13 protein-coding genes are annotated in these 12,790 nt (G+C 63.1%); all 13 read left to right on the plus strand.

Annotated features, from left to right (window positions below; genetic code table 11):
• On the plus strand, positions 1-565 hold a 565-nt coding region (locus tag WCB02_RS13650), incomplete at its 5' end, for an SDR family NAD(P)-dependent oxidoreductase (protein ID WP_423958752.1).
• A gap of 240 nt (positions 566-805) precedes the next feature.
• Complete coding sequence (locus tag WCB02_RS13655; RefSeq protein ID WP_423958753.1) at positions 806-1,972, plus strand: transporter substrate-binding domain-containing protein; 1,167 nt, start codon at positions 806-808, stop codon at positions 1,970-1,972.
• 24 nt (positions 1,973-1,996) lie between these two features.
• Entirely contained in the window at positions 1,997-2,605 is a 609-nt protein-coding gene (locus WCB02_RS13660; protein WP_423958754.1) for an ANTAR domain-containing response regulator, read from the plus strand.
• 250 nt (positions 2,606-2,855) lie between these two features.
• Positions 2,856-4,115, plus strand: coding sequence for an ABC transporter substrate-binding protein (locus WCB02_RS13665; protein WP_423958755.1), 1,260 nt, complete (start codon positions 2,856-2,858; stop codon positions 4,113-4,115).
• A 105-nt stretch (positions 4,116-4,220) separates the two neighbouring features.
• Positions 4,221-5,114, plus strand: a complete 894-nt coding sequence (gene urtB / locus WCB02_RS13670) for an urea ABC transporter permease subunit UrtB (RefSeq protein WP_423958756.1) — start codon at positions 4,221-4,223, stop codon at positions 5,112-5,114.
• Positions 5,115-5,116: 2 nt separating this feature from the next.
• Complete coding sequence (gene urtC / locus WCB02_RS13675) at positions 5,117-6,265, plus strand: urea ABC transporter permease subunit UrtC (protein ID WP_423958757.1); 1,149 nt, start codon at positions 5,117-5,119, stop codon at positions 6,263-6,265.
• 4 nt (positions 6,266-6,269) lie between these two features.
• Positions 6,270-7,019, plus strand: a complete 750-nt coding sequence (urtD, locus tag WCB02_RS13680) for an urea ABC transporter ATP-binding protein UrtD (RefSeq protein ID WP_423958758.1) — start codon at positions 6,270-6,272, stop codon at positions 7,017-7,019.
• Positions 7,019-7,714 carry an urea ABC transporter ATP-binding subunit UrtE gene (gene urtE, locus WCB02_RS13685; RefSeq protein ID WP_423958759.1) on the plus strand — a complete coding sequence of 232 codons (696 nt, stop codon included), beginning with the start codon at positions 7,019-7,021 and terminating at the stop codon, positions 7,712-7,714. Before urtD ends, urtE begins: the two co-directional genes overlap by 1 nt.
• 83 nt (positions 7,715-7,797) lie before the next feature.
• Positions 7,798-8,835 (plus strand): aliphatic amidase, encoded by a 1,038-nt coding sequence (locus WCB02_RS13690; protein ID WP_423958760.1) that lies wholly within the window; start codon positions 7,798-7,800, stop codon positions 8,833-8,835.
• Positions 8,836-9,028: 193 nt separating this feature from the next.
• Positions 9,029-9,565: an urease accessory protein UreE gene (ureE, locus tag WCB02_RS13695; RefSeq protein WP_423958761.1), complete on the plus strand. Its 537-nt coding sequence runs from the start codon at positions 9,029-9,031 to the stop codon at positions 9,563-9,565.
• A 2-nt stretch (positions 9,566-9,567) separates the two neighbouring features.
• The gene (locus WCB02_RS13700) at positions 9,568-10,239 is read left to right on the plus strand and encodes an urease accessory protein UreF (protein ID WP_423958762.1); all 672 of its coding nucleotides are present in this window, start codon (positions 9,568-9,570) and stop codon (positions 10,237-10,239) included.
• Positions 10,240-10,251: 12 nt separating this feature from the next.
• Positions 10,252-10,947, plus strand: coding sequence for an urease subunit gamma (locus WCB02_RS13705; RefSeq protein ID WP_423958763.1), 696 nt, complete (start codon positions 10,252-10,254; stop codon positions 10,945-10,947).
• 16 nt (positions 10,948-10,963) lie between these two features.
• Positions 10,964-12,673: an urease subunit alpha gene (gene ureC, locus WCB02_RS13710; protein ID WP_423958764.1), complete on the plus strand. Its 1,710-nt coding sequence runs from the start codon at positions 10,964-10,966 to the stop codon at positions 12,671-12,673.
• The last annotated feature ends 117 nt before the right edge of the window (positions 12,674-12,790 follow it).

Consider the following 12,790-nt stretch of genomic DNA (forward strand, 5'->3'; position numbering starts at 1 on the left):
CGTTGCCGATCCCGAGGCGCTGAAAGGCTGGATCGAAGGCGCCGCTTCCGAACTCGGCGGCATCGATAGCCTGGTCTGCAATGTCAGCGCGCTCGCGGTCGGCGATACGCCCGAGACGTGGGAGAAATCGTTCCGCACCGACATGATGCACACCGTCAATTCGGTTGCGGCCGCCATGCCCTATCTGGAAAAATCAAAATCGGCTTCGATCGCCATCGTCTCCAGCGTGTCGGGCTTCGAGGTCGACTTTGCCGCCGGTTCCTACGGCGCCATCAAGGCCGCGTTGATTCATTACGCCAAGGGGCTGAGCAGCCAGCTCATCGCCAAGGGCATTCGCGTCAACGCGATCTCGCCGGGCAATACCTATTTCGAAGGCGGCATCTGGCACAACATCGAACAGGGCATGCCGGACCTGTACAAGACAGCGATGTCGCTCAATCCGACCGGCCGCATGGGGACGGCGCAGGAAGTCGCGGTCGGCGTGGTGTTCCTGGCGAGTCCATTGGCCAGCCGGATCTCCGGCACCAACCTCATCATCGATGGGGCGCTCACCAAGGCGGTCTAGCATGGCTACAACCCGCGCCGAGCCGAAATCGCTCGGGTCGGCGCGGACGGTTCTTCTCACATCGTCCGAGCCATGCCGGCGCTCGCGATCGAGGCCAGCGCGTGCCGCCGGCTGAGTTTCGGAAGATCCGCGGCGATATCGATTTCGGCCAACAAGCATATTTCCAATCTGATCAATTCGGTCATAAGTTGCCTGAGGTCGGCGGACGACAACCGTCGATGCTGCGGGATATGGCTGATAATGGCAGTGCTGGACGATAATACCGGGAGTTGGCGCGTCGGCGTCCTGTTTTCGCAGTCGGGCGTGACGTCGACGATCGAGCGCACGCAGCTCAACGCCACCTTGCTGGCGATCGAGGAGATCAATGCCAACGGCGGCGTTCTCGGGCGTCCCATCGAGCCCGTGATGTATGATCCGGCCTCCGACCACAAGAAATTCCGCTCCTTTGCCGAGCGGTTGTTTCAGGTCGACCGCATCAGGCTGCTGTTCGGCTGCTACATGTCGAGCACGCGCAAGGCCGTGCTGCCGGTGGTCGAAACGCATCGGGGGCTGTTGTTCTACCCGACCCTCTACGAAGGCTTCGAGTATTCGCGCCACTGCATCTATACCGGGGCCGCGCCCAACCAGAATTCGCTGCAGCTCGCGCGCTTCCTGTTGTCGGCCTTCGGCAACCGGTTCCTGTTCGTCGGCTCGAATTACATTTACCCCTACGAGTCAAATCGCGTCATGGGCGATTTCGTCTCGCAGGGAAAGGGCAAGGTTCTGGACGAGATCTATGTCCCGCTTTACCCGCAGGACAAGGATTTCGAGAAGGTGATCGCGCGTATCAAGAAGACCTCTCCGGATGTGATCTTCTCGACCGTCGTCGGCAGTGGGACATCCACGCTCTACCGCGCCTATCGCGCGGCCGGTTTCGATCCCGCGCGGATGCCGATTGCCAGCCTCACGACCAGCGAGGCGGAAGTCGCCGAGATGGGGCCGGAGGCCGCGGAAGGCCATATCACAGCGGCACCGTTCTTCGAGACGCTGTCGTCACCCGCCGCGCGGCGCTTCGTCGGCAGTTTCAAGGACAAATACGGCGCCGATGCGCCGGTCACCGCCGGCGCCGAAGCGTCCTATTTTCAGGTTCATCTGGCGATGCGGGCCGTCGCCAAATGCGGCTCGGACGATCCGGAACAGGTGTTGGCCAATCTGCGCGACGCCGAATGGGACGCGCCGCAGGGCCGGGTCCGAATCGACCCGGAAAACAATCACACCTATCTCTGGCCCCGCATCGCGCGGCTCGACCGCAACGGCCGCTTCCAGACCGTCTGGAATCCGGGCGTGCGGGTCAAGCCGGACCCGTACTGCGTCGTGCAGAGCCTGGATGACTGGTCGGTCGACGACCTGCAACTGCTTCGTCCCTGAGTGTTGCGTACCGGAGAGGCGGAAGTGGCCATCCAGATTCTTCGTGATTTGCGCGGTCTGCGGGTGCATGTCGTGCACCCGCCGGACTCGGAACGCACAAAACTCATCGAGCATCTGCGCCGCATCGGATGCATGGTCGAAACGCAATGGCCGGTGCCGGACTGTTGGGCGGAAGGCGCCGACATCGTGCTGCTCGCGATCGAGCACGATGTGCGCGATGAAATCCAGCGGCTGTTGAAATCGGACAACGGACGTCGGCCGACCCTGATCGCCGTCGTCTCTTACGAAGATCCCTCGACCCTGCAGCTTGTCATCGAAGCAGGTGCTGTCGCGGTCATCGAGCGCCCGATCCGTCCATTCGGCCTTCTGACCAATCTGACCATCGCGCGCAGCCTTTGGCTGGAGCGGCGCGATGCCGAGAAACGCGTGCGCAAGCTCGAGCGCAAGCTCGCGGGCATCCAGCGGATTCAGAAAGCGAAGGTGATCTTGATGGACGGCCAGGGCTTGAACGAAGCGGAAGCCTACGAAAGCATCCGTCGTCAGGCGATGTCGAAGCGCCTGTCGATGGACGACATGGCGGCTGCGATCATCCACGCAAATGAGCTGTTGCAATACCGACCGAAAAATGATTAGCTTTTTTTGTCGCAAGGGAGAAACTCTTTGTGACATTTGCCGGACCATCAATGCTGCTGGTTTGGCCTTGGCTGGGTAGCCCGAAAGATCCGCTAGGATCTGTCGGGCTTTTTTTGTTTTGGGGTCGAAAATCGCCGCCGACGCGCTCGCGTTTTCGGCGATCGATCTGATCTGGAAACTTTTCGGTAGGGAACAACGTGCTTCGGCGCGAACGTGTTGGTGCGTCCGGACACAAACGGGAGCGGGAGTTATGGCGGTCGACAGGCGCAAGTTTCTGAGGAACGGGCTGCTCGCGGGCAGCTCGTTGATTACGTCGCCCTGGGTTTTCAGTACCGGCGCGCGCGCCGCGGGTGAGATCCAGGTGGGTGTGCTGTTCTCGCTGACGGGTGGGCTCTCGATCATCGAGAAATCGCTGCACGACGCCACCATGATGGCGATCGGCGAGATCAATGACGCCGGCGGCGTCAAGGGCATGAAGATCGTGGCGATTGCCGAGGACGGCGCGTCCGATCCGAAGACCTACAACGAAAAGGCATCCAAGCTCGTCATTCAGGATCGCGTTCCGACCGTGTTCGGGTCCTACACCTCGGCCAGCCGCAAGGCCGTGCTGCCGGTGTTCGAGAAGCACAACAATCTCTATTTCTATCCGACCTACTACGAAGGCTTCGAATGCTCGAAGAACGTCGTCTATACCGGCGCCGTTCCGAACCAGCAGCTCTCGAACTTCATCCCGTGGATCATCAAGACGCTCGGCAAGAAGAAGTTCTTCATCGTCGGATCGAACTACATCTATCCGCGCGAGATGGCGAAGGTCTCGAAGATCCTGATCGAGAAGAACGGCGGCGAGTGGATCGCGGACGAATATCTCGAGCTCGGCCACTCCGAATGGGGCTCGATGGTCAACAAGATCAAGGGCTCAGGCTGCGATGTCGTGCTGTCCAACGTGGTCGGTGACTCCGTCATCGCCTTCTACCGTGAATACAAGAACCAGGGCCTGACCCACGACAAATTGCCGATCTGCGCCACCGTGACCTCGGAGATCGAGATCGCGGCGATGGGCGCGGAATATGCGGTCGGCAGCTTCACGTCATTTCCATATTTCCAGGCCATCGACACCGACCGCAACAAGGCGTTCGTCGAGCGGTACCGGACTTTCGTCAAGGATCCGAAGGCGGTCACCCATCACGCGCTGGAATCGTCCTACTTCCAGGTCTTCCTGTGGAAGCAGGCGGTGGAGAAGGCGGCCTCGATCACGCCGCTCGCGATCCGTGATGCCGTCAAGGGACAGGAGTTCGATGCGCCGAACGGGCACGTCAAGATCGAGCCGGAGAACCTGCACACCTATCTGACGCCGCGCATTGCGCAGTGGCAGACCGACGGCCAGGGCAAGATCATCGACGCCTACAAGGAGCCGATCATGCCGCTGCCTTACGTGGCCTATGGCGAGACCCCGACCAACCTGTTCTGCACGTCGAAGGGTCTCGATACGTCCAAGCTCAACAAAACCTGATCCTCGAAAACGCATCCACCGCGCCTTGCGCGGTGGATGCAACTCCCTGATCCTCAGAAAGTCTCGTTCATCGCGCGCTGGCGCAGTGCATGAGAGGGTGGTGGCATGCTTGAGGTTCTCTTCATCGGTCTCAGTCTCGGGTCGATCCTGCTACTGGTCGCACTCGGGCTCGCAATCACCTATGGGGCGATGGGCGTCATCAACATGGCGCATGGCGAGATGGTCATGGTCGGCGCCTATGTGACGGTGCTATCGGGCATCTGGCTCGGTACCAACATCTTCGTCGCGATCCCGCTTGCCTTTATTGTGACGGCAGCGCTTGGGCTCCTGATCGAGCGCGTGGTGGTGCGGCGGCTCTATGGGCGTCTGCTCGACACGCTGCTCGCGACCTGGGGCGTTGCGATCCTGATCCAGCAGGCGGTACGCCTGGAATTCGGCCTGTCGTTCTTCGGCATTCACATCCAGGGGCTCGGACCCGGGCTGCAGAACGTCAGCGTGCCCGAGTACCTGCAGGGGACGTTCACCATCGCCGGCGCCGGGATCAACCGCTACCGGACCTTCATCATCCTGGTGACCGCACTTCTTTCGCTGGTCACCTGGTTCATCATCTACCGGACCACGCTCGGCACGCAGGTGCGCGCCATCATCCGCAACCCGAAGATGGCGGCGGCTTGCGGCATCGACGTGGCGCGGGTCAATGCGCTGACCTTCGCCTTGGGTTCGGGCTTGGCGGGTGTCGCCGGCGTGATGATGTCGGGCTTCAAGACGGTGTTTCCCGACATGGGGACGCCGATGGTCGTCGATGGCTTCCTCGTCGTGGTCATGGGCGGCGTCGGCAGCCTGCTCGGCTCGGTGTTTTCCGCGGGCATCCTGGGCGAGATCGACGGTCTGGTTGCCTCCGCGACCAACGACATTCTGGCGCGCGCGGTCGTGTTCGCGGTCGTGATCGCGATCATCATTCTCAAGCCGAAGGGCCTGTTCGCCCTGAAGGGCCGCTGAACATGCCGTTGAAGCGCCGCATCGACTGGGCCATCTACGCCGCGTTCGTGGTCCTCATCATGGCTGCGCCGCTGGTGGTGGACCCGTTCTGGCTCAACCGCATCGCCAAATATCTGGTGTTCGGCATGGTGGGCGTCGCGGTCGCGCTGTCATGGGGCTATGCCGGAATCCTCAATCTCGGCCAGGGCCTGTTCTTCGGCGCCGGCGCCTACATGTTCGCAATGTCGCTGAAACTGGCGAGCCAGACCAGCCTGCAGCAGGGTTCGGACAGACCGGTGCCGGACTTCATGCTGTGGAACGCCGAACCTGGGGCGCCGACCGAACTCTGCTGCATCAACAAGGCCTCGTTCCTGTGGCTGCCGTTTCAAAGCCAGTGGTTCGGCGTCGCGATGGGCGTGATCCTGCCGGTGCTGATCGCGGTCGTGATCGGCTCGATCGTGTTCCGCAAGCGGATCTCGGGCGTATTCGTCTCCATCATCACGCTCGCTTTGGTGCTCCTGGTGCGGCTTGTCGTGATCGACGCGCAGCCGATCACCAACGGCTTCAACGGCCTCACCGATCTCGGCTGGCTCAAGGTGTTGGGCTTCGAGTTCGACCCGTATATCGTTCCGACCTATTACCTGGTCGCGGTCTCGCTCAGTCTGGTGCTGGTGGGCGCACGGCTGCTGGTCGAGACCAGGGCCGGCATCATCCTGCAGGCGGTGCGCGACGACCAGAACCGGGCGCGCTATCTCGGCTTCGACGTTCCGGCCTATCAGACCTTCTTCCTGGCGGCCTCGGCGGCGATCGCCGGCTTCGCGGGTATGCTCTACGTGGTGGTCTCGGAGTTTGCCTCTCCGACCTTCATGGACCTCACCTTCTCCATCACCATGGTGGTATGGGCCGCGGTCGGCGGTCGCACGTCGATCCTCGGCGCCTGCATCGGCGCCATCGCCATCAACATGATCTCGGCGACGGTCAGCGAGACCCAGGGCTTCGCCGAAGCCTGGAAAGCCATTATCGGGCTGATCTTCGTGCTGGTGGTGCTCTATCTGCCGCGCGGGCTTGCCGGCCTCGCCCATGATCTCGTCGATCGCGTCGTGACGCGGAAGGCGAAATCGGATGGCCGCGCGCTTGGCGTGAGCAGTCCATCGTCGCAGTTGGCGGAGTAGCGTGATGGCAGGGGTGGCGCTGACCATCGACGGCTTGAGCGTCGACTTCGAAGGCTTCAAGGCCGTCAACGGCGTCACGATGACCATCGATGATGGTGAACTGCGTGTGGTGCTGGGTGCCAACGGCGCCGGCAAGACCACGCTGATGGATCTGATTTCGGGCAAGACCAGGAGCACCGGCGGTCACGTCTATCTGCACGATACCGAGATCACCAATTGGGAAGAGCACAAGATCGCGCGCGCCGGGATCGGACGAAAATTCCAGATCCCGAGCGTGTTCAAGGATCTCACGGTTCGCCGCAATCTCGAAGTGGCAAGCTGCAAGAAGCCCGGGGTGTTCGCCAATCTCAGGTTCGGCTTCGGCACCGCGGCGAAGGCGCGGGTCGACGAGGTGTTGGAACTGATCGGCCTGACCGAGGAGGCTGACCAGGTCGCGGCCTATCTCAGTCACGGCCAGACCCAGTGGCTGGAGCTCGGTCTGTTGATCACTCAGAATCCAAAGATCATTCTGCTCGACGAGCCGACCGCGGGCATGACACAGGCGGAGACGCACAAGACCTCGCTGATCGTCAACAACCTCAAGGGACGCCACACCATCGTCGTCGTGGAGCACGACATGGCCTTCGTGCGTGAGATCGCCGAACGCATCACGGTGCTGCATCTCGGCCAGGTGCTGGCCGAAGGCAATGTGGCCGAGATCGAGAACAATCCCAAGGTGCGCGAAGCCTATCTCGGCTCGAAGGGAATCTCGTGATGCTGGCCTTCTCCCATGTCGACAGCTTCTACGACCGCAGCCACATCCTGCATGACGTCTGCCTGGATGTGCCGGAGGGCAAGATCACCGCGGTGCTGGGCCGCAACGGCACCGGCAAGACAACTCTTCTGAAGACATTGATGGGTCTGACCGACCGGATGAATGGCGAGATCAGGCTCGACGATACCGAACTCGGCCGCGAGCCGACATTCCGCAGGGCGCGGGCAGGGATCGCCTATGTTCCGCAGGGCCGCGAGATCATTCCGGATTTCTCGATCCGCGAGAATATCCTGATGGGCTCGTTCGCGCGCTCCGACGGCAAGCGCGAGATACCGAAACTGGTCGCCGAGTTGTTTCCGTACCTGATCGAGAATCTCGACCGCAATGGCGGCGTGTTGTCCGGCGGCCAGCAGCAGCAATTGGCGATCGCGCGTGCGCTCGCCGCCGATCCGAAGATCATCCTGCTCGATGAGCCGAACGAAGGCATTCAGCCCTCGATCGTCGAGGAGATCGAAAAAATCATCATCCGGCTCAACCGGGAGATCGGCATGACCGTGATTCTCGTCGAGCAGAATGTGTCGTTCGTCCGCCAGGCGGCCCACCGCTTCGCCATGATGGAGAAGGGGCGCGTGGTGGCGGCGGGCGACATCGGAGACCTCAGCGATGCGCTGGTTCACCGCCACATGGCGGTTTGAGGAGCGCGTCGCGGGATGCGGATGCAACGGTGCGATGGCGGCGCACCATTGTTTGTTGAAGAGCAAGCTGCAAGGAGAGCGAGATGCTGCACGGAGATATTTCCTCGAGTCAAGACACGGTCGGCGTTGCCGTCGTGAACTACAAGATGCCGCGCCTTCACACCAAGGCGGAGGTTCTCGACAACGCGCGCAAGATCGGCGAGATGATCGTCGGCATGAAGAGCGGCCTTCCGGGCATGGATCTCGTGATCTTCCCGGAATATTCGACGCATGGCATCATGTACGATTCCAAGGAGATGTACGAGACGGCCTCGGTCGTGCCCGGCGAGGAGACGGAGATTTTCGCCGAGGCCTGCCGCAAGGCGAAAGTCTGGGGCGTGTTCTCGCTGACCGGCGAACGCCACGAGGAGCATCCGAAAAAGGCGCCCTACAACACCCTGATCCTGATGAACGACAAGGGCGAGATCGTGCAGAAATACCGCAAGATCATGCCCTGGGTGCCGATCGAAGGCTGGTATCCGGGCAACTGCACCTATGTGTCGGAAGGCCCGAAGGGCCTGAAGGTGTCGCTGATCATCTGCGACGACGGCAATTATCCGGAGATCTGGCGCGACTGCGCCATGAAGGGCGCCGAGCTGATCGTTCGCTGCCAGGGCTACATGTATCCGGCCAAGGATCAGCAGGTGATCATGGCGAAAGCAATGGCCTGGGCCAATAACTGCTATGTGGCGGTCGCCAATGCGGCCGGCTTCGACGGCGTCTACTCCTATTTCGGCCATTCCGCGATCATCGGCTTCGATGGCCGCACGCTCGGCGAATGCGGCGAGGAGGATTACGGCATCCAGTATGCCCAGCTCTCCAAGTCGCTGATCCGCGACGCGCGCAGGACCGGCCAATCGGAGAACCATCTCTTCAAGCTGGTTCACCGCGGCTACACCGGCATGATCAATTCGGGCGACGGCGATCGCGGCGTGGCAGCCTGTCCCTACGAATTCTATTCCAAATGGATCGCGGATCCCGAGGGGACGCGCGAGATGGTCGAATCGTTCACGCGAACGACCGTCGGGACCGAGGAGTGCCCGATCGAGGGCATTCCGAACAAGAAAGTCGCGCATAGCTGAGACGGAAACGCTCTGCGCCGGCAGGATCATCCTGCCGGCGCAGGCTCGGCCCGCGCGTCGCTGCGACGGTGAATGGAACGCGTGGGAGGTGGAGAGCGCATCGTGAGCCTCGATGAATACCCCACGCTAAAAAAGTTGCTCGCCAGATGAGCGGGCAATCGCTGAACGATCAGGTGTCAGGGAGGTATTTGCGATGCTGCGCATCGACCGCGTGCTGGGTAGCCGGTTGGAGCCCGAGTTTTCCGAGGAGCTTCACCGGCTCGAGCATCGCGGGGCGATCGACGTCGTCAACGTGCCGGTGGCCGACCTGGCGCGGCGCCGGCTGCTGATCACGACGCGCGGCGGCGAGGAGTTGGCGATCGCGCTGCCGCGCAACCAGAAGCTGTTCGACGGCGCCGTGCTGCTGATCGACGACAATCGCGCGATCGTGGTGCGAGCCGCCTCCGAGCGCTGGCTTCGCCTCGAGCCGCGCTCGATCAGCGATGCCGTCGAGCTCGGATATCACGTCGGCAATCTGCACTGGCGCGTCCGGTTCGGCGGCGAGGTCCTGCTGGTCGCCCTGGAAGGGCGGCCCGAGGACTATACCGCCCGATTGGAGAACCTGATCACGTCGCGCCGGGTCGGCGTCACCGTGCTGGATGAGGAGGTCCACGATCCCCACGGCTCCGCGGAACCGTCGCTGACCGGGGATGCCGAGGCTGCGCCCCATCCGCACCGGCACGATCACTAGCCATGCTCGCAACGCTGCGCGCGATCTGGCAGGCCGATGCAGCGTTCCCGAGCGGCGCCTTCGCGTTTTCCTACGGGCTCGAAGGCGCCATCACGTTGCGCGGCGACATGGCGGCGCGCGAACTCGAACAATTGGTGATGACCATTCTGCGCCGGCGCTGGGCGAGCTACGATCGGATCGCGCTGCTGCGCGCGTTCCGGGCCAATGGCGAGCTTGCGGCCATCGCCGCGATCGATTGCGAGGTCGAGGCCTCGACCCTGGCCGAGGCGTTGCGCAGCGGCTCGCGCCGCAACGGCGCATCCTTTCTGGCCTCGCACGCGAGACTCGGCGGCGAGCTGGCCTGCGCGCTGCGCGATGCGGTGCGAACCGGCGAATGCCTCGGGCACATCGCGGTCATGCAGGGCGCGGTCTGGTCGGCGGTCGGACTGACCGAGCAACTGGCGCAGTTGACGTCGGGATATGCGGTGGCCTCCGGCCTGATCGCCGTCGCCGTCCGTCTTGGCACCATCGGCGCGATGCGGGGACAGGCCGTGCTGCAGGCCTGCCTGCCGCTGATCGAACAGCTCGCCGCGCGCGCGCCGTCCGATGACGCAGAGATGGAAAGCTTCATGCCGTTTCTCGACATCGCCTCGGCCCGGCACACCCAGGCCGATCTGCGGCTCTTTGCCAATTGAGGGTCATCAACGATGATTTTGACGCCGACGGAGCTTGAGAGGTTGACGATCTTCAACGCGGCGGAACTGTCGCGCCGCCGCCGTGCCAGGGGCCTCAAGCTCAACTATCCGGAAGCCGTAGCGATCATCACCGATGAAATCCTGGAGGGCGCGCGCGACGGCCGCTCCGTGGCCGAGCTGATCGGGTTCGGGTCGACCATCCTGTCGACCGACGACGTGTTGCCCGGCATCGCGGCGATGATGTCGATCATCCAGGTGGAATGCGTGTTCCCCGACGGCACCAAGCTCGTCACGGTGCATGAGCCGATTCGTGCGGCGCCGGGGTCGGCCGCGGATACCGAGCATCCCGGGCTTGTCGAGGCCAAGCCGGGGCGGCTCGAGCTCAACGCCGGCCGCCGCACCGTGAGGCTGACCGCGGTCAACACCGGCGACCGTCCGATCCAGATCGGTTCGCATTTCCACTTCTTCGAGGTCAACAAGGCGCTCGAGTTCGACCGCGCCGCCGCGTTCAACATGCGGCTCGATATTCCCGCAGGCACGGCGGTGCGGTTCGAACCGGGTGCGTCCAAGGACGTCTCGCTGGTCGAGTTCGGCGGCAGGAATGAACTGACCGGGCTGAACAATCTCACCAATGGTCTCGCATCCGATCCGCTTGTGCGGGATGCGGCGCTGGCGCGGGCGAAAGCGCGCGATTTCCGCGGAGCCTGAACAAGGAGGCTGCGACTTGGTAACGATCGACCGGCGGGATTACGCCGCACTCTACGGCCCGACCACCGGCGACGCGGTGCGCCTCGGCGACACCTCGCTGATCGCGGTGGTCGAGAAGGATCATGCGGTCTATGGCGATGAATGCCTGCATGGCGGCGGCAAGACCTTGCGCGACGGCATCGGCATGGCCGGGATCACCAGCGCCGAGGGCGCGCTCGATTTCCTGCTCTGCAACGTGCTGGTGATCGACCCCGTCATCGGCATCGTCAAGGCCGATCTCGGCATCCGGCATGGCCGGATCGTCGGCATCGGCAAGGCCGGCAACCCCGCCATCATGGACGGCGTCGATCCGCGCCTGATCGTCTCCACGGGAACCACGGTCAGGGATTGCGAGGGGCTCATCGCGACCCCCGGCGCGATCGACGTTCACGTGCATTTCGACAGCGCAGGGCTTGTCGAGCATGCGCTCGCCAGCGGCATCACCACGATGATCGGCGGCTCGCTCGGCCCGATCACGGTGGGCATCGATTCCGGCGGTCCGTTCAACACCGGCAAGATGCTGCAGGCGGCCGAAGCCTGGCCGATGAATTTCGGCTTTCTCGGCCGCGGCAATTCGCACCGCGCCCCGCCGATGGTCGAACAGCTCGAGACCGGCGTCATGGGTCTGAAGCTGCACGAGGACTGGGGCTCGATGCCGGCGGCGATCGACACCTGCCTGCGGGTCGCCGACGACTACGACTTCCAGGTCCAGATCCACACCGACACGTTGAACGAGTCAGGCTTTGTCGAGAACACGCTGGAGGCGATCGGCGGCCGCACCATTCACATGTATCACACCGAAGGCGCCGGCGGCGGCCATGCGCCCGACATCATCCGCATCGCCGGCGAGATGAATTGCCTGCCGTCGTCGACCAATCCGACCAATCCGTACACGGTGAACACGTTCGACGAACATCTCGACATGACGATGGTCTGTCATCATCTGAACCCCGCCATTCCCGAGGATGTGGCGTTCGCCGAGAGCCGGATCAGGGCCCAGACCATCGCGGCCGAGGACGTGCTGCACGACATCGGCGCGATCTCGATGCTCGGCTCCGACAGCCAGGGCATGGGCCGCATTCACGAGGTGATCTGCAGGACCTGGCAGCTCGCCTCGAAGATGAAGGATCAGCGCGGCGCGTTGCCGGAAGAGAAGCCCGGGCTTGGCGACAATGCGCGCATCCGCCGCTACATCGCAAAATACACCATCAATGCCGCCAGGACGTTCGGGATGGCGGATCATGTCGGCTCGCTCGAAGACGGCAAGATTGCCGACATCGTGGTGTGGCGGCCGGCCTTTTTCGGGATCAAGCCCGAACTCGTCATCAAGGGCGGCTTCATCGCCTGGGGTGCGATGGGCGACAGCGCCGCCTCGTTGATGACCTGCGAACCGATCCTGATGCGTCCGCAATGGGGCGCATTCGGGCGTGCGCCGGCCGCGCTGTCGTCGTGCTTCGTGCATCCGCTGGCGCTGGAGCGCGATCTCGCCGGCGCGCTGGGCCTGTCGAAGAGCCTGCTGCCGGTGCGCGATACGCGAAAGCTCTCGAAGCGCGACATGCTGTGGAATGATGTCTGTCCGAAGATCACGGTCGACCCCGAAACCTTCGACGTCTTCGTCGACGGCCGGCTTGCGACCTGCGAGCCGGCGCGCGAACTGCCTTTGGCCCGCCGCTATATGTTGAGGTGAAACGATGCTCGACAGTCTGCGTGGTGGTCACGACGCGTCACGCGCGGCAACAGAAGGCGCCGGCGCGGCGCGGGTCGGCATCGGCGGTCCGGTCGGCTCGGGCAAGACCGCGCTGAT

Source organism: Bradyrhizobium sp. (assembly GCF_049581145.1).
GTDB lineage: Bacteria > Pseudomonadota > Alphaproteobacteria > Rhizobiales > Xanthobacteraceae > Bradyrhizobium.

Excerpts from the sequence above, each read along its gene's own strand:
- WCB02_RS13655 (WP_423958753.1), top strand. The coding sequence starts at position 806 with ATGGCAGTGCTGGACGATAATACCGGGAGTTGGCGCGTCGGCGTCCTG.
- WCB02_RS13665 (WP_423958755.1), top strand. The coding sequence starts at position 2,856 with ATGGCGGTCGACAGGCGCAAGTTTCTGAGGAACGGGCTGCTCGCGGGC.
- urtB (WP_423958756.1), top strand. The coding sequence starts at position 4,221 with ATGCTTGAGGTTCTCTTCATCGGTCTCAGTCTCGGGTCGATCCTGCTA.
- urtC (WP_423958757.1), top strand. The coding sequence starts at position 5,117 with ATGCCGTTGAAGCGCCGCATCGACTGGGCCATCTACGCCGCGTTCGTG.
- urtD (WP_423958758.1), top strand. The coding sequence starts at position 6,270 with ATGGCAGGGGTGGCGCTGACCATCGACGGCTTGAGCGTCGACTTCGAA.
- urtE (WP_423958759.1), top strand. The coding sequence starts at position 7,019 with ATGCTGGCCTTCTCCCATGTCGACAGCTTCTACGACCGCAGCCACATC.
- WCB02_RS13690 (WP_423958760.1), top strand. The coding sequence starts at position 7,798 with ATGCTGCACGGAGATATTTCCTCGAGTCAAGACACGGTCGGCGTTGCC.
- ureE (WP_423958761.1), top strand. The coding sequence starts at position 9,029 with ATGCTGCGCATCGACCGCGTGCTGGGTAGCCGGTTGGAGCCCGAGTTT.
- WCB02_RS13700 (WP_423958762.1), top strand. The coding sequence starts at position 9,568 with ATGCTCGCAACGCTGCGCGCGATCTGGCAGGCCGATGCAGCGTTCCCG.
- WCB02_RS13705 (WP_423958763.1), top strand. The coding sequence starts at position 10,252 with ATGATTTTGACGCCGACGGAGCTTGAGAGGTTGACGATCTTCAACGCG.